The sequence below is a fragment of the Pseudomonas vancouverensis genome, from assembly GCF_004348895.1.
GTDB lineage: Bacteria > Pseudomonadota > Gammaproteobacteria > Pseudomonadales > Pseudomonadaceae > Aquipseudomonas > Aquipseudomonas vancouverensis.
In genome coordinates, this window is the sequence record NZ_RRZK01000005.1 from 25,848 (window position 1) to 44,437 (window position 18,590).

An 18,590-nucleotide genomic window follows, 5' to 3' on the forward strand; every position below is an offset into this window, starting at 1 on the left:
CAATGGTTATGCGGGGTCAATTTCGACGGTGAAGGTCTCAAGGACCCGTGCCTTTTCGTTCTCAAGCGCCACTTCGACACTCTGGATGTTGTTCACAACCGGCAGGCTGCTGGTTTCGTACATCAGGCGGATGGTGATCTGCGCCCGCTGCTCGAAGTTGGCCGACTGTAGACTGGTGAGGTTGTTGACGGCGTCCGTGCTGTTCCAGCCGATCTTGGACTTGAACAGCATCATGCTCACGTCGGGCCGCTTGTTGGCCTGCTTTAGGCGCTCGGCGTACATCAGGGCCTCGCCGCGGTAGAAGTTGACGCTGGCCGAGCACATGATCTGCGCTCGCACATCCACCTCCACCAATTCGCCAGGCACGTTGCGCGAAACGATATTGGCCTGGCCGCGCTCGCTGACGGACTGCCTGGGCGTGATCGTGGCGTAGGCACCCTTTGGCGCAGGCATGCTGCCAGGACCGACCTGATCGGCCAGCAAGCACTCGGGCACGCCGGTAGCCAGCATCACAATCGGTCGCAGCTTCTTGAACAGCTCTTCGTTGGTCATGCTGGGCCGCCCGACTGATCGTCAATCCTCATAACGAGAACCTTGCAGTAGTTCCGCCAATACCTGTTGTCGCACTTGACGACCTTCCACTGCTGGCCCAGGAACGTCCAGGTGCCGGTCTGGTCGATCAGCTGCATGTCGCCCTGGTTGATGTAGATCCGGCGCAAGTCGGTGATCCGCTCGCCGCCCTGGCGGATGAAATCGACTTCGCGGTCACTGGCGGCCTGTATGTTGACGACGTAGGGCTTGGTGTCAGGCACTCCAGGAGTCCATATGCCATCTACCCAGCCACCACCGATATCCACAGTGCGGCTTGCGGCAACACTGACGAATACGTCATCAATGTGGCCTTCCATTGAAAGGCTCAATCTAATCCCTCCTCGGCCGGGCCAATAGACACTTTGTGCGTGACCGACTGGCGCATGGCGCCGGTATCAATCAGCGGGTTTGAGCTGCCTTTCTTACGGATGGTCGCGGCCGCGTTGGGTGGGGTCTTCAGTTCGGTCATGTAGACCTTCACTTTGCCCGCAGCTACCACGCCGACCGCTTCAAGGATCTGATCCATCGAATGACCGGCCTCCATGCCATCCTGGATGGTCAGCAGTACCTCAGGCGTTGCGCTCGCAACCCCCGGTTCAAGCCATGGCCTGGCCGGGATGTTGATCGTGTGCGCTTGGGTAATGCCCAGTTCCATGTAGCCCTTGCCGGTCTTTAGGAAGCGAACCTCATCGCGGTCGGCAGCAGCCTTGCTGGCGTAGCCGTAGGACGTTCCGCCTGGGTGTTTTATGTCGGCGCCGAACTCGTTGATCGCGCCAAGGCTGGCCATGGTCAGGTCGCCCGACTCAACGTCGCCGGCTTCCTCATGGATGCCGACGGTGACAACCTTGTTCGACTTCAGCGCGTCCAGCTCTTTCGCCAGCTCGTCCTGCAGTTCCTGAAAGCCCTGGATGTCGAGAGTAATCATCTAAACCGCCTTGGCACCCATCCCGGCGCGCTTCTTGAGCCTGTAGAACTGCTGGCCGTAGTTGGTGTAGGTCAGCCAGTCGGTGCCAGCGTCCATCATTTGCGGAACGCGGTAGGCAATCGATTCATCACCGACCGACTTCTGGGCCACGTTGAGACGCGCATCGGAGCCTGGCGGTGCCGTTGAGCCGAGGGTGGAAAAGTTGGTAGCCAGCCAGTGAGCGGCGAAGTACTGCATGCCGCGCCACTTGAAGTTGTCGCAGGTCAGTTCGAGAGCACCCCAGCGGCTTGAGCCGGTTTCGGTGCCAGCCTCACAAAGGGCCTCGACGATGTACTCGTCTGGCCACTTCGCGGGATCTGCGAACGCCTTCAGCACGGGATTGCTGCGAAAAGCCGCAATCATCTCGGGGGTGATTAACATGGGCTCTCCGGTTTGAATGGGTGGGCGCCAGGCGCCCGGGTATTACTCGGTCTTGGAGGCCTTGGCGATCTCTTCCAGCAGGCGAGCCTTGCCCCAGGTCTTGTTGACCTTTACGCCGGCTCGGCCTGCCTGTTCGCGCAGCGCCTCGATGTCGTCGTCGCCTTCATCATCATCTTCGCTTTCAAGCTCATCAGCGCCAACGCGGCGCAGATCACCGCTATTCAACAGAGCCTTCACGAAATCGATTTTGGCCACTGCGTCCGGCACTTCGACCGACGGGTTTTCACCTGGCAGGATCGGGTAGCTGGTTTCAACGCCATCCGCCAGGTGGTTGATGGTGATCAGTCGTGCTGCTTCGTTCTTCAGGAACATGTCGAATCCTCGCCCGGAATCATTGGCCGCCGCCCCGGGCATAGCAGAGGCGGCCATGGATCGTCTGGTTAGAACTGGTCGCGGTATGCGCCAGAGAACGGATAGCGGAATTCAACGCCGCTGATCTTGTATTCGCACGGCACGTTGACCTTAAGGTTCAACATCTGCGGAGCCAGGGAGCGCCACGGGATCGGCACCTGCATGCCCAGGTTCTCGTCGTTCAGCTCGTAAGCGACGATACGGTCCTTGTTACCGTTGGACACGCCGGCGGCGGCCAGTTGGGCAGCGGACAGTTGCAGACGGCTGAAGATGTTGATCGGACGACCAGTCAGAGCGGTGAACTGGTTGTTGGTTCGGAAGTACTCCAGCATCGTCTTGTCGGTGATGGTGCCCATCCGCTTATTCGAGATGAACGCGAAGCGGGCAGCATCCAAGATGATGGTGTCGGGGACGTGAACGGTGGCCGAATTGATGTAGACATCAACCAGGATCTTATTCAGGTCAGCGACGATCTGGTCACCAGTGGTTGCTGGGTCGTACCAGTTCAGCGTGGAGTTCGACAGTGCCAGGTTCGGGTTGTTGAACAGGCCGGTCATGCCGCGAGCGGCGTCACCGAAGTAAGCCACGCGCTGGGTGTGCTCCTGGGCGCCACGGAAGGCCAGTCGTGCCTTGGTGGTGTCCAGCGGGATACGAAGCTGTTGCGACTTGCGCAGTTCATCCAGGCTGTAGCTGTACTTGTTTCCCGCGTAGCCGATCGGCACAACCGACTTGTTCGCGTTGACCGTCACATCGGGCAGGTCGTCAGCGCTGGCGCCGATGAACTTGCCGATGGTCACGCCGTCGTAGCTGATGTAGTCCCACTGATCGACCCACTCAGGAAGAGAGGTGTCGACCGGGATCAGCTCCATGTAGTTGATAGCGGCATACTTGGCCTCGTAGATACGAGATTCCAGGCTAGCCAACTGGCTGATGTAGAACGCCAGGCCGTCATCGAGAGTCGGCAGACCGTCGTTGAAGGTCACTTGGTACGCATCGCGGCCGATCTGGTGCGCGATAGCGGCATCGATGGCTACGACGATTTTCTTAAGCTGAGTCATGTCGATTAGCCCCCGACCTTCAGAGAAATTTTAACCAGTGCGCCGGCGCCGGCGGTGCTGACCCATTTGGCGTTCGGGATCAGGACTGCCAGGGTGGCGGCAGCGCCGACCACGTTGGAGAACTGGCCCTGGTTGGTGCCGGTGCCGTCGCCGACGACCAGGTACACAGGGTCATCCTTGGCAACGGCTACGCGAGCAGTCACCCAGATAGACGCCATGGTCTCGACGGTCATGTCGCGCTTGGCGACTGCGCCGAAGACATCAGCCTGGGTGTAGGCACGGTTCAGCTCGCGCTTCACGACGCCGATGAACTGAGCGGCGGTCGAAGCGGCTACAGGCAGCTTGGCGCCGTCGTCACCGTCGCTCACCACGCCCAGGCCGTAAGCGATGTTGACAGTGCCTTTGTTGACCTTGGAGACGCCGTTGGACACTTCGCCATCAGCGACCATGCCCGCGTACGCGACGCCGTGGTTGATTGCGTTACCACCTTGAACTGGCATGGTTAGGCTCCTTTCTGTTTGTGGGCGCCGGACAAGCTTTTCTTGTGCGCCTGGTACGGGGTCGGTGCGGCATCGGTGGTCGCGGGGGTGGTTGCACCGTCCTTGGCCAGCTGAACGAACTGGGCGAACAGTGCGGCGGTGTCACCGGTTGGCGCTTTCGGTTTCTTTTCGCCTTTGTCGTCGTCTTCCTCTTCTTCCTCGTCCTTGTCGGACTCAGCGTCGAAGGCGGCTTCAACGTAGCCGGCGGACTTGTCCGACCAGTCGCGCTTCGGCAGGGCCACGGCCAGCGCGGCGCGCTTGATCTCGATCACGTCGAGGCTGTCGCAGGTGAAGCTGTCGCCAGCGACCTTGCGGGCCAGTGCGTGGGTGCTGGAGATCGCGGTGACGCGAGCCTTGATGGCCTCGTCGCTCGAAGCCTTGACCGCCTCGCCGAGTTTCTCAGTGGCAGAGTCAGCGGCAGCCTGGGCCTTATCAGCCTTGGATTCCGCATCGGTTGCACGCTTCAACAGTCGGTCGAACGAGTCGGCGACCACTTGGGCGTTCGCAGGATCAGCAACATCAACGCTGCGCCCGCTATCGGTGGTGATAAGTACAGGCATTGTGTTGCCTCCTGGGTTGTGGTCAAAAACGCGGGCATTGGCGCCCGCCCTTGCTCTATCAACGATCGCAACGTGGTTGATTCGAATTTCACGTTGGATGTAGTGGTACGCCTGGCCGTCTTCGGTGACGCCTGGTGCTTCGTCGTAAATTGCGGTGTAGCCGGCGGAGATCTCGCACTTGCCGGCATTAATGTCGGTGATGGTCTTCTGGTCTTTGACGATCAGGTCGGCAGCAACAAAATCCCCGTCTTGGCGCCCAGGCCCTCGAACCACACCAACCGCAACGCCCTTGTAAGTGAGCGCCGTGACCAGTTCTTTCGGGTGGTCGTTGGTGATGTCGCTGGCGTCGTAGGTGCTCAACGAATCGGGCGCAAAAACCTCTTCGGGCGGTCTGTACACGCGCACAATGCGGTTAGGGTCGCCATCGAGCCCAAGCTCGCGGGCCAGGTACTCCTGAATGCCGGTGCGGGCAACCCGACCCGGAACCTTGAGAAAACCCTCGTCGGTGTACTCTCGCTGGGTGATGCGATACCCAGCCCGGTCGAAAACCGTGCACTTCATGTTGCGGCCTCGCGGATTGGATGATTTAGCGAAGTACGCCAGGCGCTGTGCGTCCGGCGTCTTGATTGGCCTTGACCTCGCGTGCGCTCACTGGGCGCGCGATGCATCGGCACTGATAGTCGGAACCGGGTTTGATCGGCTTGCCGTCGTCACTCAGCGGCAGGTCGTCCCAGCGGTAGATCCCTTTACCGTACGCGGTGACCTTGTTGGCGATTTCGTGGTGCCGGTGACGCACACGGCGGTCGTCGGAGTCGATCCACTGGAAGTACTCAAAGCCGGCGCCTTTCTGCTGCTTCTCGGCCAGCTCACCCTGGATCTTGGACGTCTGGTCGCGGGCGATCATCTTGGCCCGGCGCTGCGTCACCCCGAACTGCTCCTGCAACGCCTTCTCGATGTAGCCGGGGCGCATGCCTGAGCGCATGTTCGCCATCACCAGCGTCTGCACCTCTTCCAGGTACTTGGCGGGGATGGATTTGATCAGCTGGGCGTTCTGCTGGGCCGATGCCTTCAGGTAGTCCTGCAATGCGCTGTTGCCGCTGTACACGTCGATGCCGGCCGACTTCTTCAGGTCTCGTTCGGACTTCTTCAGCGACGACTGGACGAACTCGGCGGCTATCCGGTTTGCGCCAGCACTGACCCATTCCGACTGCCACTTCTGCATCAGTCGGGACATCGCACTCAGGATTAGGTCAGACCAGGCATCAGTCGTGACCACTGCGTCCTGCGTATACTCCGGGGCAAGCTGGCGGACCAGAGGCATGATCTCGGCCGAGATATCGGCTTTTACCTGCTTCACCAGCCGCTGCAGCTTGGCGTTGTACTGGATGCCGATCATGTCCATGCGTCATTCGTCCTTATCGCCATCGTTTGGCGGGTCGTTGAACATGGTCAGGTCTTCGTCCTCTTCCAGGGCGGCGATCTTGTCGTCGTCGAACTGATAGAGCTCTTCGGCCTGCAGCCGGCGCTGAATCTGGCTGGTGGTGACGATGGCGGCGTCCTTGTACAGGATGTCGGTCTCGGCCTTGGCCTTGTTGGCTTGGGCGATCTGGACAAGGTCGGGCTGCTTGAACGGGTTCCAGACGTAGTTGAAGTCGTTGATCCACTGCCCGGTAGCCGAGCGCACCAGAACTTCGTCGAGTTGGCGAAGACCTGGGTCGATCTGGGTCAAGCGCTTCGAGGACAGCTGGTTGTGGTAGTTGGTGTCATCACCCTCTCCGGTGTTGCCGAGGCCCTTCGCAGATTCGCCGAACAGGCGAGTCACCGGGATGCCGGCAGCGCCAGCAATCCACGTCATCAGCAGGTCGAGCACCGGCGCCACACCGGACAGGTCAAGCGTCTTGCGGTCATAGGTCTCTTCGTCGTCCAGAAGCGCCAAATTGATCGAGGACTTCATCATGCTGAACAGGGCGTAGCGCGCCGTGATGGCTTCGTCCTGATCGCTGGCCAACTCATCCGAGAGTCCGACACGCTTGATGATGTCGACGTTCGCCTCCTGCATCAGCTCGGCAATGCCGTCCTTGCTGGCGACGATGTCCATGACGTCGTCGAGGCACTTGCGCAGCTCTGAGTCGCCCCACCCCTGCGTCTGTGCGCGCTGGCGACGTGGCAGCTTGGCACCGGCGAACCGGGCGAAGTGCGTCCAGTGGATTTGCTGTGCACCTGCGGAAATGGTGTAGAACTCCGGCTGTAAATAGTTCGCGGCCAGGATGTTGGTCTGGTTCAGGTCCATCGCCGTCATGTCGAAGCGGTCGATCACCAGCAGGCGGTACAGGTCGCCCTTCTTGATCTTTTCCGGCTTGAGCGGCTTGGTCAGGTCCTGATTGGTTAGCATGAGGATGCCAGCGCCACCGTACAGGCGCGCCCAGCTGGTTGCCTCGCTGACCATGGCCGGCAGGTTCAGGCGATCCTCTTCAGCCCGGATCACATCCGCGTCGTCGCACTTGAGGGTGCGCCACTCGCGGGTCATGTCCTCGGCTGGATAGTCCACGATCGCCCGAGCAAGCCAGCTCGTCTGATAGGCCGCGTCCAGCTGCTGGAAGTCGTTGAGGAATCCGTACTGGAACTGGTTGTGTGAGCGCTTTGCCTTCTGAGTGCCGAGACCCGACACGACGTTCACCAGGCCGTCACTCGACGACTTGATCTGCGCCTCGTACTTCTGAGCAGCCCGAACAAGGGCTTTGCCCAGCTTTTTGTCTGCTGGCACTAAGCCCTTCTTGCTCATGGGGTCACCGATTGGGTTATAGGAGGTCGCGGATTGAGCGCTTGCCTTTGATGTAAACCTCGGACAAGGCGTCGATCATCACGTCGGTCTGGTCGTCGTACTTGTGGCTGTCGTCGGCAGTGAAGGATGCGACCTCACACACGAACTCGTAGTTTTGGCTGTCGTCGTATGGAAGGCAGACCAGCTTGGCAGCATGGAAGCCCTGCACGTCGAGTGCGCGGGTCAGCTTGTCGCGATCCCGAGGGACAGGCGTCACCTTGAGCGGCAGCCGCTTCTCCATCTCCTGGATCAGGCCGGTACCGCTTGATTTGTCCTCGACGTAGACCCGACGCAGGATGCCGTTGGCTTTCCCGTTCTTGGCCCAAGCACCTTTGACGAATGCCTCGAACTCGCGGCGCAGGGTCTTCGCATCCATACGTCCGCGCTTCATGCTCAGTCGGTAGATGCGTCCCTCGGCCACGCCCCACTCCCCGAACACAGTCCAATCGTTCCAAGTATTGGTCTTCTGGGCGGTGTCTGCGGTGATGAAGCGATAGTCGAACTTCTCCGGCAGAGGCAGATCGGCCCCGGCATCTACGTCGCCGTAGTACTGGAAGTCTTCAGCCGAGAAGATCCCGCCGTCGAGCGTGTCGGGGTTCTGCATGTACTGGCTGCTGAACGTGTACGGGTGAGCCGTGCGCAGCGCTATCAGGTCGTGAACGTTTTCCTTGGCCGGCCAGTACGACCAGTAGCCGTCCACCTGCTCCGATCCGCATACGCACTTGATGCAGCGCTCGCGGATGCCGTCAGGCAGGCTATCGATGTACTCCTGATTGACCAGGGCCGGGATCTTGATGTGAAGATCGATCTTCAGGCCCATGCCGCCGGATAGCAGGAACGCGGTCGAGTCATCGACGTGTCCACGCTGCTGGATCGCAACGAATGGCGTGCCGCTGTGCGCCTTCCGGCTGCGCAGGGTGTTCACCAAGCGCGTGTGAGACTTGCGCCGCTTGGCCTCGCTGAACAGGTCGTCGATCTTGTCCCAGTCATCCGCCTGGATGTGGCCGGTGTAGCCGTCGCCCATGTAGCCGCCACGGACACCCGTGATCTGGCCGCCACTCGAGCGGCTGAACAGTTGGTGTACGCGCTTCCCATCCTTGGCCAGCGTCCAGTCGTCTACCTTGTCCTTCTCGATGTCGAAGGGGTAGAACTCGCGGAACTCGGAGGACTTGACCAGGGCGCGACTGCGCTCGCTGTTCTCGTCGACCAGGTTCTTGGAGTAGCTGGTGTTGAGGATGCGCACCCGGCGGTGCTTGACCATCGTGTAGACCGGCAGGTGCACCGACCAGAACTCGGTCTTGGTGCCACCTGGTGGAATGTTGACGACGATGTTCTGCGCTTCGCCGGCAAGCATCTTACGGGCGGCGTAGTCGAAGTAGTGGTGGTGCCAGTTCGTTCTGAAGCTGTCGCCCTGGGTGATGTTGAACCAGAGGCTGGTGAAGGCCAGAGGGCTATGCTCGCCCGCTGCGATCAAGGCGGCACGCTCGTCAACGGAAAGCGTGTCCCACTCGATCGGTTTGATAGCCATCAGTCAACCAGCTTGTCTACCAGGGCCTTAACGAGGGCCGCATCTACTCCGGTTGGCGCCGCCTTGGGACTCATCGAGCCATCAGCGGAACTCAAATCCACCTGTTGCTTGTTCGTGTATGCCCCGCCAGTCTCTTTGGCTGCCTGCTCCATGAGTTGTGCGGCCAGTGCAAGGTTCTTGATGCTTTCAGCGCGTTCAGCCATTCGGCCAAGGGCACGCAGACGGAACGCCCGGTTGGCAATCGGTATGTCTGCGGTGTCGTCTCGGAATCGCTGGCGGGTGTCGTGGAACAGGGTCACCCAGCGCTTGGCCAGGCACTTCCCTGATGTCTTCGTCGGGTCGTGTGATTCGACCTGCTGCCGAGTGATCGTCAAGCCGAATTCTTTCTGGACTGCCTCAGCCACCTGGGAAGGTGTGTCGAAGCACGCCAAGGCCTGAACGATAAAAGCCTTCACCTCACGCTGGAGGACTGCCATAGATTCTCACCTGTCCGATGCCTGTCTGATATCAGGCCAGCTTCAGCAGGCAGGTTCCGCAGGCCCTCGCAATGTTCAATTTCCCCACCTCGGCAGGACTGTTCGCTGCATCCACCAACGCTTGAACGTCATGACTCGCACCGTAGCGGCGAACCACTCCGACGAACTCTTCCACGTCGTGTCCACGTATCTTGAGCTTGGGCATGCCTTCCTCGGTGAAAGCTGGCTGGCCGTACTTATCCGTCGCCTGGGCGATGTGGTAGAGCTCGTGCTCGATCAGGGCACAGAACTCAAGGTCGCTGCACTGATCGCAGTAGTCGGCAGCCAGCGTGATGATGAAAGCCGGCACACCGCCGAACCAGTCACGCATCTGCTGTTCCATCCGGGCCTTCTGCCAGCCACCTGCACGGAATGCGACCTGCTCGGCTTGACCGAGGACCGTACGACCTTGCTTCTCGAAATGAGATGACGCCCACATGATCTGGATGTCTGCATCCAACAGGTGCGCATGGTCTTCGTTGTGAATTTTGCCGGTGTCGGCGAGGATCTCGGCGCTCAGCCACTCCCACACTTCAGGCGCAGGAGCGAGCCGGATGCCGAAGTCCGATAGATCCGACAATTTAAGCAGTGAAGCTGGAGGCATGGGCCGATCCACAAACACCTCCAGTGTTGCGACACAATTTTATGTTTCGCGAAACGTGTCGCGGCTTAGGGATTGCGACCTGGCGCCTTTGAGTTTTGGATAAGGCCAACAGACTCATAGCTGTTGCGCCGCTCTTCCCCTTTCCAGCTCCAGTCCTGAGTGAAGATGTACTGGCGGCGTGCCCAGGCGTACAGGACGACGCCCGAGTGCAGGGTCACGGAGAAAAATGAAGCGCTGCTACCCCGAATCATTTCGACGAGCAGGCCGAAGGCACCAATAGCTACGAGGTAGAACGCGATGGCCAACACCGGATGCTTCATAAAGTCGACCGCACGCAAGTATTCCAGTGCTGCCAGCACCACCAGGACGCAGAGCAGTGCATCGATTGCAGTGAGAATAGTGCTCATGTCAAACACCTCGCGCCGTTACAAAGGCGCCCATTGCCGCCTTGATGGCCGGGATGATGTTCATCGCCGTCAGGCCAAGCACGAATGACACTCCACAGAGGAAGTAGTCATCCAGCGGGAGGTCAAGCCTAGGGGCGAGCCAACTGCTCACAGGCAGCGTGAGGAAGATCGAGAAGAAGAACCCGGTCAATACGGCAAAGGCCGCCTGGCCTCGGGTGAGGTCCTTCAGGAAGCCGAGGGAAAGGATCGCTCCAAGGAAGGCGCCAATCACAATGCCGTATTTCGCCACCAGAACACTGGCAGCAGTGCTTGCTGGTTCAGCCATTGGAGTCTCCGAGGAATATGAGGGCCTATTGAGACCCGGTTAAAGCGTGGCTATCTCTGTCGAGGGAGCCCGAATAAAAGGGCCGTCAGGTGGCGGCCAAGTGCAGCACGGAGCAGCGCAGAATTCAGAAAGCTGGCGAGATGTCGAAGTAGTAGTCCTTACCTTCTTCGAAATGCTCGGCGCGATCTGCAGCCACGTTCACGACGTATTCGCCGTAAGGGGTGTATTTGCCATAGATCGCGTCTTCTTCGGTCGGATTGGCTGACCATACTGCGCCGAAGTGCAGACGGGTCAGTGATTCCGACGAGCCCTGAACAAGGCCTTTGGAGCGCAGAGTCATTTTGCAGCGAATGATGTGAGTCATCGGTAGATCCTCTTATGTCGAATAGGCAGGAGGGTCTTTCCGGTCTTTCGCCTGCGGATTGAATCAGCTCCAGCAGCACTCCCAGCTCGGAGCAATGGGTGTGGTGGAGCCGAAAACGGAAAAGCCCAGCGCGATGGCTGGGCTTTTTGAATGATTCGAGTAAGTTGCCGTAGGCAAAACTCTAACAGTGGCGAAATAGTGCCAAAACGCCGACATGGCGTCAAGCAGCTTCCTTCATCATTTTGATTGCGCCGGAAACTGGCACAAGCGCCTCCTTGTCCAGCCAGTTGCATGCGTCGAAACAATGCTCCACGAAATCCCCCCAATCACGCGCCCATTGGTCACCTGGTAGCTCGATACCGTAGGTGTCGTAGATCCACACCCGAAGCTTGAACACGGTGGGCAGTGGATCGATGCCCTCCCCTTGGCCGCCCTGATTGATTTGGCGGTACCGGTGCAGGATGGCGGCGCACACGTACCGGGCCCGCATCATCTTGGCGGCTGACATCACCGCGAGCCGCGAGGAGTTCTGGTAGGCAACCTGAAACAACAGGTCCTCCGCTTCGTCCTTTTCGTCGTCCGTGGCCAGCGGGCTGTACATGTGGTTGCCGAATGCACGCAGGTCGTCAGGGAGCGAGGCGATGGCGATTTGAATCCGAGCCGAAACGGACTGCTGCATAGCGTGCCGGCTGTTCACCGACTTCTCGGTCTTCTGCACCGAGCAACCGAGCAGGCCAATCTGCTCGACGTGGGAGCCCTGGCTATCCCATGGGGTGTAGAGCGCATCATGCCAAGCTGCCCGCGCCGAATTGAGTTTCATCATGCTTGCGCTCCCTTCAGTTCCCTGGTCAATGCCCGATACTTCGCCTTGATGGCCTTCAACTCTTCGATGGTGTAGCGCCGGGGCTCATGAGGCCCTTCGATCCATGCAACCATTTCGGCGCCGATCCGCTGCAACAGGTTGATTCGGTAATTCACGATGTCGCCAGACTTGTGCTGGTTACACGGCACGCACTGCTTGTGGCAGTTGAGCGGCTCGAATCGCAGCGCAGGATTACTCCCTACAGTGCGGTAATGCCCGGCGTCGTACTTGCCTTGGTGGTGCCGGCCGCAGCTGATACATGGCAGCGCAGCGTCACGCAGGCGGACCCACTCGTTGAACGCAGCCTGGGCTTCCTTCGTGTGGTCGCCGCGGGTCTTGATTCGCTCCCGGGCTGCGCGGATCTCCCTACGGCCGAGGTCGGCGATGGCCTTGCGTGCCTTCGCCTCGTTCACTTCCTTGATGGCAAGGCCGCACTTCCAGTGACACACCTTCTGCGTGGTGCTGAACGGGATGAATTCCAATGCACACTCAGGGTTCTTGCACTTCTTCGGTCGCGGCGGTTTGGGGGCTACGCGCATCAGTACCGCCCTCCCCACTTGTCCTGCTCGGTCCAGCGCACGCCATGCTCGGCGCCGAAGGCGTGCATCAGCTCGAACAGATCACTGAACCACTTCTGCGACTGCTTGCGGGTCGATACGCCTAAGACGACGTAGCCACCATCGATACCTGGCACCACGTCCTGCTTCATCAGTGCGGAGCTGAAAACGTGCTTCCAGTCCTCGTCCGAAAGCTTCTTGCCGTACCACTCGACCTGGTTGGAGACGTCCTTGAGCATCGCCCACATCTTCCGGTTGCAGATGTCCGGGCGTTTCTCGTCGCGGATCACCACCACCTTCGGCTTCGTCAGGTCGATGGTATGCAGCACACCCGCAAGGCGGTTGACGTCGCGCAGGTCGCGGATCGTGTATTCGGGATTCATGACTGCTCCCCGTTGCCTATGGCGGCGCGCAATACAGTGACGCATGACCATGACTCAGCCTTTTCTGCATCACCGTATTGATCTTTGGCATGCTGTCGGTTCATCTCGATCACTTTTACCGCGGCATTGCGCAGCGCCTCGCACTCGGCCTTGAGCTGAGCGATCCGCTCACCTTTCTCGATCACCAACTGGGCAAGTGGATCGTTCAGGATGTTGATTCCGTCGAGGATCTTTCGGGCGAAGACTTCAGGGTCTACTTCTGGCGCGTTGTAGCCTCCGGCGCCAACGTAGCTGGCGAGCTGTCGCAGAACGTCTTCACAGTCTTGAAGCCGCTCGTTCTCGGCGATCAGGGCCAGAATGATCGATGGACTAGCGGCAAGTATCAGGTCCGCATAGTCCTTGTTCTGCGCCATGAACTCGGGGAATGACCGGTTCTGATGCACGTCAAAGACGATGCCGTTGTCGTTGCGGATGTAAAGCGCGCCGTGGCTGGGCATGAAGCGCAGCGTCTGGTGCTGCTGGCACGCTTCGGCAATCGCTTTCAAGTCTCGGAAGTCATTCATTCGGCGAACTCCTTGAGCAATTGGCGCGCGCCCATGACGGCACCCTTGTCACCAGATGTTTTGCTGATGTCTTTGACCCAGCCAAGCATGCGGCTGTTCTGTGCTTTCAGGTCGATGACCATGCCAAGCAACTCATCGCCGTCAGCGTTCATATCGGCCTTGAGTGCTTTACCAATCGCGCCAATGTCGCAAGCAACCGCCAGAAGCATACGTTTGTGCGATTCCAGTTCTTTGATCAGGGCCAGCACGCCATCACGCGCAGCAACCATGAACTTGGCGAAATCAGCGTTGCATGCCTCGACATAGGTAGGCCCGTCGTAGTCATAGTCATCACCTTCGAGACGGAATGGCTTGCCGTAGACGGAGTAAAAACCAGTCGCGCCGCCACCAAGCGATTCGCCAGAAGGACCGTTAAAGAATGGTTCGGTGTTGCTGTCCCAATCCAGGTCGGCCGGGAATGCCTCAGCCAATAACTTCAGTTCGCTGTAATCGCTCATGCTGTCACCGCCATTGTGATCAGGACGCAGAACACACCTATGGCAAAACCGGCCAGGGTGCAGAGCAGTGTCATTGCTGATTGAGGAATCATCAGATGCGCTCCCGAGAAGCCAGCATTTCATCGGCAAGGCGATACGCTTGATCGGTATATTCCTGCTGTGTTTGATAAACCTTCCGAATGCCTTCGCTATTCGTGTAGCCCCATTGCGCATTGATCAGCAAGCCGTTCAAGGCGTGCATTGCGATCTCATCGCGCAGGCGCACAAGGTCTTCTGCGGCCATGGCTGTTTTCTGTGCTGGATTGGCCATCAGAATCCCTCCTTGCCGCGTTGTGATTCCCAGGTGAATGGCAGAACGATCACGCCGCCCTCGCGCAAGCGGTCAGCACAGCGCTCGCCGATGGCGGCCGGCAGCTCTTGGGCGCCGAGGTTGGAAACAATGATGGTCGGTAGCTGTTCTTCGTACCGGCCGTTGATGATGGCGAACAGCGTCGACAGCTCGAACTCGCTGGGCTTTTCCTTGGAGGCGCCGATCTCATCAAGAATCAGGAGCGATGGCTCTATGAGGCTGGAGTAGATCCCGGCTTCAGTGCGGTCACTGGAGTGGTCATAGGTGGCCCGGATAGCCTGCAAGATCGAGCCTATCGTTCGGTAAACGGCGGTAGCCGAACTGGTGGCCATGATCTCGTTTGCAATCGCCACGGCGAGGTGCGTTTTGCCAGTGCCTGGCTTGCCCAGCAGCAGCATGCAACGACCAGCCTTGAAGTGCTCGCCAAAGGACTTGGCGTAGCTCTGGCACTTTGCGAGTGCCTTGGTTTGCCCTGCGCTCTCGGCGATGTAGTTTTCAAAGGTCTTGATGGCGAAGCGTTTCGGGATCAGGGCGGCGCCGAGCTTCTCAGCCATCCGCATCCGCACCACCATTGCTTCCTGAGCCTGCTTGCGCTCGGCTTCCTCTTCGGCACGAATGCGGGAGCACTCAGGGCATCCGATTTTGAATTCACGGCCGAGCATCACGATGACCTTCTGCTCGAATGCGCCATGGGTCTCACACTCCGCAGGCTGGATGCGCTCGCCCGGGGCGTTTTCCACAAGGGATACGGCTGGCTCAGAACGCATAGGAACCGTCCTCACGCTGGATCAGGCCGGCGTGGTAGTCGCGTTGATCGAATCCGGCGTGCCGGGACTGTGTGGTAGGTTGTGGCAAAGCCTCAGCAAGACGCTTGGCAATCCAGGCGGCTCGGAATCCTTGCCAGCCAGCCAACAGCGCTTCGGTCATCGCGGTGGTGGCGTCGATACCAAACTCAGATTGGCACTTGGCGATTTCAGCATTCAGGGAATCCCAGACCGTAGAAGTAGTCGCTGCGCGCTTGGTCTTGCGGAGGGATAGCCAGTCAACGAGCAGTTGCTCAGGGATGGCGTGCGGGTTGTCGGCGATCATCTGCTTGAGCCCGAAAGGTTTCTTGCGTGCTGGTTTTTCAGCACCAGGCTCAGCCAATTCTGCTTGGGGCGGATTAATCTCTTCCGAAGGAAGAGTTAATAGGGGTTCTTTCTTTGTATAAAGAAGGCAAGTTGCCGATTTGGTCTCACTCGCATCTGATCTCAGTGAGACGATTTGGGCTGAGTGAGACGTTTTGGTCTCAGTGAGACGAGGTGCTTTCTCTTCGAAAAACGACCATTCGGAGATGGGGGAAATACCGATGTCGCCACGGCTTCCGCCGACCCGGTAGATGATCCGGCGCTCGAGCAGATGACTGATCGATTTGGAGGTGACATCCCGGCGCATGTTGGTGAGCTTGCCGATCTCGTCGGCAGTGAGACGCTTGGTGTCCAGCTGATAGCCAATCGTCTGGCGCGCAATGGCCATCAGAACGCGCAGGTCTCGCGCAGGCAGATCAACCGTGGCCAACGACTCCATGAGGCTGTTGTCCATTCGGGTGAACCCCCTGGACTTGTCAATGGGAATGATGTTTGTCATAGTTACCTCGCTCAAAGCGTCAACGAATCAGCCACCATGCCCGGTGGCTTTTTTGTGCCTGAAATTCAGGCGCTATAGGTGTCCGGCGCTTCCGTGGTAGTTTCGAATTTCCACAAACGAAGGCCTTGGAGGCCGGACATGACAGACAAAAGTCTCGCTACACAGTCAGCAACTGCGGCGTTGGAAGTTGTTATCGAGCTAATTCGTGCGGGGGAGCTGAAGCTCAGCGTTGCCGATGAAAAGGCCAGCACGATCATCGATGTCCACAAACAGCTGACGGAGCATTTCGAGTCCATCAAGAAGGCTCCTATGAACATTTCTCAGGGCTTGACTCGCTAACGCCGTAAAGCTCATCAAAGGCAGCCTTGATAGACTTGGCGCATTCAATGGCCAGGTCTTTCATGTCTTGCTGGCAGGCCTTCGAGAGGCTCAGCACCAGAACCTCACGAAGCGTTTCAATTTCTGAAGCTGTTGGTTGCCTTGTGGCTTTCATACCCTTCTCCTGCGCTATTTAGGACCTATCGAGGGTCTCTTTAGGGGCCAGCTGATACAGCTTCCCTTTTTGTCGATACATCAGGGTCGGGCCGCCCATGGCGACGAATTCAATCCCAATAGCCTCAATGGCTTGCTCAATGCTCCAGCCCTTCTTCAGGGCCAGGGCAGCAATCTTTGTTTTTGCGCCGGGGCTGAGCCCCTCGTAATCGAACTCAGGCATTTGGCCCTCCATAGGGCCGTTAAGCCGCGCTAGACTTCTTCTCGTCCTTGCTCAGGGCTTCGATCACACCGTTCTCGACTGCCCACTCGATCACCTCAAACAGATAGGTGGCGTGCTGTCTTTCTGCGCGCTGTGCGGCGCGGCCGAGAATTCGATCAAGCGTGCTGTTGAAGCGGACCTTGCGATCCTTGATGCGCTTGTGCTCTGGATTTACGAAAGCCATTTAGTGATTCCTTGCGTGGTTGAAATTTGGTTAGGCGGCAACGGGGTAGATATCAGGGCGAAGCTCATGGCGGGAGACGCCAGTAGCCTTTTCAATTTCGAGAACTCGCTCGGCAGGCACACGCCCAGAGGCGCACATTTTCTGCACCGCCTGAGGAGTGACCTTGAGGAGGCGAGCAAGGGCGGATTGGCCGCCAGCAGCCTTGGCTGCCTTACAGATCGGTAGCTCTTCCATTTTGAACCTCAAAGTTACAGTTACAACCAGAGGTTATCGCACGATTGGAAAAACCACAACTTACATTCACAGTGAAAACCACAACTGCGGGTTGCATGATTGGCGCATGAGCACATTAGGCAAGCGCATTGCGCGCAAAAGAGAACAAGCAGGCTTGAACCAGTCAGAGCTGGCGAGGCGCCTTTCTGTATCCCCTCAGGCTGTTCAGAAATGGGAGTCTGAAGTGTCCGTTCCGCGCGGCCGGCGGCTGGATGAGATAGCCTTGGCCTTATCAACCACAGTTGGGTTTCTCGTTACTGGGGATGCCCCTGCAAGACCAACCATTGATTCCAACGCAGAAATGCTCGGCCCCATCGATGTCTGGGATGACAGCACCCCGCTGGAAGACGACGAGGTCTATGTGCCGTTCCTCAAGGAAGTAGAGTTGTCGGCTGGCTGCGGCAGGACGGCAGTTCAGGAATCCTCGAACCGTAAGCTGCGGTTTGGCCGGATAAGCCTCAGAAACAAGGGTGTCGATCCGGGAAGCGCGAAATGCGTAACGGTCGCGGGGAATAGCATGGAGCCGGTATTGCGCAATGGCTCTACCGTGGCGGTGGACACAGGCAATACGCGCGTTCTAGACGGCGACATGTACGCCATTGACCACGCTGGTCAGCTACGGGTGAAGCAGCTGTACCGACTCCCTGGTGGTGGCCTTCGGTTGCGCAGCTTCAATCGTGACGAGCACCCAGACGAGGAGTACACGGCACAGCAGGTGCAGGATCAGGAGCTTGTCGTACTCGGCCGGGTCTTCTGGTCTGGCGGATTTCATTGATGTAGCCTCCATTTCAGCGATAGCCCGCCATCCAGCGGGCTTTTTTTCGCCCTCAAAAACAACTTTAAGTTACTGATTTTTCATGACTACAACTTTTCTTCGAAAAATTTACAACCTAAACACTTGCGCGCTGTAACTTCAGGTTGTAGATTTGTCTCAACGCCACAGAACAACGAGGCGCCAGGGCCTGAAGAAGCCCCGACCGCTCTTTAACATTGATAGACCGCCGAGCCTGCAGGCATAGCAGGCCAGCCAGCACAACAAGTGCGACGGCTGCGATCAGGTGTGACAGCCCTGAAGCTGTCATCCAAGTGGCACGCAGGCCCCAAGCGATGTGGGAAGCGTGATCCGGTGTGAGCGAGCCGGGCCTGAGAGATGAAGCACCGAATTCAAGAATTAGCGGTCCCGATAGCCTCGGCTGGGAACGCCGGACCTCATGCACCCTGCCCCATTCAATCGGGCATTCAGAGCTGTAGCGTGCATGTTGTAAGGACCTGTGACCCATGGCGAACAGATGCTGATTGACACCATGGTAGGAAGCTCGAAGCCCACCCACGAAGACGACGGCCAGCCCTGCAATCAGCAGCGGGCAACTGGCTAACACCGCTGAAGCAACAACCCCGGTCTGACGCCAGTAGCGTGACCGGGATTTCACCGATAGGCCTTCGCAATAGGGCCAGACGGGAAATCAACCAACCG

General features: G+C 58.7%; 29 protein-coding genes. 2 read left to right on the plus strand and 27 right to left on the minus strand.

Features of this window, described 5'->3' with window-relative positions:
• Window positions 1–6: 6 nt before the first annotated feature.
• The 24 genes from EIY72_RS03840 to EIY72_RS03955 all read right to left on the minus strand — a co-directional run bounded on the left by EIY72_RS03840 (window position 7) and on the right by EIY72_RS03955 (window position 15,905).
• Entirely contained in the window at window positions 7–552 is a 546-nt protein-coding gene (locus EIY72_RS03840; protein ID WP_093218196.1) for a phage neck terminator protein, read from the minus strand.
• Window positions 549–908 (minus strand): hypothetical protein, encoded by a 360-nt coding sequence (locus tag EIY72_RS03845; RefSeq protein WP_093218193.1) that lies wholly within the window; start codon window positions 906–908, stop codon window positions 549–551. Before EIY72_RS03845 ends, EIY72_RS03840 begins: the two co-directional genes overlap by 4 nt.
• Window positions 909–916: 8 nt before the next feature.
• Window positions 917–1,516 (minus strand): hypothetical protein, encoded by a 600-nt coding sequence (locus EIY72_RS03850; RefSeq protein WP_093218190.1) that lies wholly within the window; start codon window positions 1,514–1,516, stop codon window positions 917–919.
• Window positions 1,517–1,936, minus strand: coding sequence for a DUF4054 domain-containing protein (locus tag EIY72_RS03855; protein WP_093218187.1), 420 nt, complete (start codon window positions 1,934–1,936; stop codon window positions 1,517–1,519).
• A 42-nt stretch (window positions 1,937–1,978) separates the two neighbouring features.
• On the minus strand, window positions 1,979–2,365 hold the full coding sequence (locus EIY72_RS03860; protein ID WP_231985541.1) for a hypothetical protein: 387 nt from the start codon (window positions 2,363–2,365) through the stop codon (window positions 1,979–1,981).
• An 11-nt stretch (window positions 2,366–2,376) separates the two neighbouring features.
• Entirely contained in the window at window positions 2,377–3,405 is a 1,029-nt protein-coding gene (locus EIY72_RS03865) for a DUF2184 domain-containing protein (RefSeq protein ID WP_093218182.1), read from the minus strand.
• A 5-nt stretch (window positions 3,406–3,410) separates the two neighbouring features.
• Complete coding sequence (locus EIY72_RS03870; RefSeq protein ID WP_132680107.1) at window positions 3,411–3,905, minus strand: structural cement protein Gp24; 495 nt, start codon at window positions 3,903–3,905, stop codon at window positions 3,411–3,413.
• Between the two features lie 2 nt (window positions 3,906–3,907).
• Window positions 3,908–5,065 (minus strand): DUF2213 domain-containing protein, encoded by a 1,158-nt coding sequence (locus EIY72_RS03875; RefSeq protein WP_093218175.1) that lies wholly within the window; start codon window positions 5,063–5,065, stop codon window positions 3,908–3,910.
• A gap of 25 nt (window positions 5,066–5,090) precedes the next feature.
• Window positions 5,091–5,906: a phage head morphogenesis protein gene (locus EIY72_RS03880; RefSeq protein ID WP_093218172.1), complete on the minus strand. Its 816-nt coding sequence runs from the start codon at window positions 5,904–5,906 to the stop codon at window positions 5,091–5,093.
• Window positions 5,907–5,909: 3 nt separating this feature from the next.
• On the minus strand, window positions 5,910–7,268 hold the full coding sequence (locus EIY72_RS03885) for a DUF1073 domain-containing protein (protein WP_231985540.1): 1,359 nt from the start codon (window positions 7,266–7,268) through the stop codon (window positions 5,910–5,912).
• A gap of 34 nt (window positions 7,269–7,302) precedes the next feature.
• Window positions 7,303–8,853 carry a phage terminase large subunit gene (terL, locus tag EIY72_RS03890; protein WP_093218167.1) on the minus strand — a complete coding sequence of 517 codons (1,551 nt, stop codon included), beginning with the start codon at window positions 8,851–8,853 and terminating at the stop codon, window positions 7,303–7,305.
• A complete protein-coding gene (locus tag EIY72_RS03895; RefSeq protein WP_093218164.1) occupies window positions 8,853–9,329 on the minus strand; it encodes a DUF2280 domain-containing protein in 477 nt (158 codons plus the stop codon). Before EIY72_RS03895 ends, terL begins: the two co-directional genes overlap by 1 nt.
• Before the next feature lie 31 nt (window positions 9,330–9,360).
• Entirely contained in the window at window positions 9,361–9,984 is a 624-nt protein-coding gene (locus tag EIY72_RS03900) for a putative metallopeptidase (RefSeq protein ID WP_197678826.1), read from the minus strand.
• Between the two features lie 53 nt (window positions 9,985–10,037).
• A complete protein-coding gene (locus EIY72_RS03905; RefSeq protein WP_093218159.1) occupies window positions 10,038–10,379 on the minus strand; it encodes a hypothetical protein in 342 nt (113 codons plus the stop codon).
• A gap of 1 nt (window position 10,380) precedes the next feature.
• A complete protein-coding gene (locus EIY72_RS03910) occupies window positions 10,381–10,704 on the minus strand; it encodes a peptidase M48, Ste24p (RefSeq protein WP_093218157.1) in 324 nt (107 codons plus the stop codon).
• A gap of 124 nt (window positions 10,705–10,828) precedes the next feature.
• Complete coding sequence (locus EIY72_RS03915; RefSeq protein WP_093218155.1) at window positions 10,829–11,068, minus strand: hypothetical protein; 240 nt, start codon at window positions 11,066–11,068, stop codon at window positions 10,829–10,831.
• Between the two features lie 220 nt (window positions 11,069–11,288).
• Window positions 11,289–11,891: a hypothetical protein gene (locus EIY72_RS03920; protein ID WP_231985539.1), complete on the minus strand. Its 603-nt coding sequence runs from the start codon at window positions 11,889–11,891 to the stop codon at window positions 11,289–11,291.
• Window positions 11,888–12,469 carry a recombination protein NinG gene (locus EIY72_RS03925; RefSeq protein WP_093218153.1) on the minus strand — a complete coding sequence of 194 codons (582 nt, stop codon included), beginning with the start codon at window positions 12,467–12,469 and terminating at the stop codon, window positions 11,888–11,890. Before EIY72_RS03925 ends, EIY72_RS03920 begins: the two co-directional genes overlap by 4 nt.
• The gene (locus tag EIY72_RS03930; RefSeq protein ID WP_093218150.1) at window positions 12,469–12,870 is read right to left on the minus strand and encodes a recombination protein NinB; all 402 of its coding nucleotides are present in this window, start codon (window positions 12,868–12,870) and stop codon (window positions 12,469–12,471) included. The genes EIY72_RS03925 and EIY72_RS03930 overlap by 1 nt, the downstream gene beginning before the upstream one ends.
• Window positions 12,867–13,433: a hypothetical protein gene (locus EIY72_RS03935; RefSeq protein ID WP_093218148.1), complete on the minus strand. Its 567-nt coding sequence runs from the start codon at window positions 13,431–13,433 to the stop codon at window positions 12,867–12,869. The genes EIY72_RS03930 and EIY72_RS03935 overlap by 4 nt, the downstream gene beginning before the upstream one ends.
• Window positions 13,430–13,930: a hypothetical protein gene (locus EIY72_RS03940; protein ID WP_093218146.1), complete on the minus strand. Its 501-nt coding sequence runs from the start codon at window positions 13,928–13,930 to the stop codon at window positions 13,430–13,432. The genes EIY72_RS03935 and EIY72_RS03940 overlap by 4 nt, the downstream gene beginning before the upstream one ends.
• A gap of 91 nt (window positions 13,931–14,021) precedes the next feature.
• Entirely contained in the window at window positions 14,022–14,240 is a 219-nt protein-coding gene (locus tag EIY72_RS03945; protein WP_093218144.1) for a hypothetical protein, read from the minus strand.
• A complete protein-coding gene (locus EIY72_RS03950; RefSeq protein WP_093218142.1) occupies window positions 14,240–15,046 on the minus strand; it encodes an ATP-binding protein in 807 nt (268 codons plus the stop codon). Before EIY72_RS03950 ends, EIY72_RS03945 begins: the two co-directional genes overlap by 1 nt.
• Window positions 15,036–15,905, minus strand: coding sequence for a replication protein (locus EIY72_RS03955; RefSeq protein WP_093218140.1), 870 nt, complete (start codon window positions 15,903–15,905; stop codon window positions 15,036–15,038). The genes EIY72_RS03950 and EIY72_RS03955 overlap by 11 nt, the downstream gene beginning before the upstream one ends.
• Before the next feature lie 138 nt (window positions 15,906–16,043).
• Between EIY72_RS03955 and EIY72_RS03960 the strand changes: the two genes are divergently transcribed.
• Complete coding sequence (locus tag EIY72_RS03960; protein ID WP_093218138.1) at window positions 16,044–16,244, plus strand: hypothetical protein; 201 nt, start codon at window positions 16,044–16,046, stop codon at window positions 16,242–16,244.
• 172 nt (window positions 16,245–16,416) lie between these two features.
• Here EIY72_RS03960 and EIY72_RS03965 read toward each other — a convergent pair whose 3' ends face one another.
• Genes EIY72_RS03965 through EIY72_RS03975 form a run of 3 tightly spaced genes read right to left on the minus strand, consistent with a single transcriptional unit; the run spans window position 16,417 to window position 17,077 of the window.
• Entirely contained in the window at window positions 16,417–16,620 is a 204-nt protein-coding gene (locus EIY72_RS03965; RefSeq protein WP_093218136.1) for a hypothetical protein, read from the minus strand.
• A 19-nt stretch (window positions 16,621–16,639) separates the two neighbouring features.
• Window positions 16,640–16,843: a hypothetical protein gene (locus tag EIY72_RS03970; protein WP_093218134.1), complete on the minus strand. Its 204-nt coding sequence runs from the start codon at window positions 16,841–16,843 to the stop codon at window positions 16,640–16,642.
• Between the two features lie 30 nt (window positions 16,844–16,873).
• Window positions 16,874–17,077, minus strand: coding sequence for a transcriptional regulator (locus EIY72_RS03975; RefSeq protein ID WP_093218132.1), 204 nt, complete (start codon window positions 17,075–17,077; stop codon window positions 16,874–16,876).
• A 106-nt stretch (window positions 17,078–17,183) separates the two neighbouring features.
• Between EIY72_RS03975 and EIY72_RS03980 the strand changes: the two genes are divergently transcribed.
• Entirely contained in the window at window positions 17,184–17,891 is a 708-nt protein-coding gene (locus tag EIY72_RS03980) for an XRE family transcriptional regulator (RefSeq protein ID WP_093218130.1), read from the plus strand.
• Window positions 17,892–18,590: the final 699 nt, after the last annotated feature.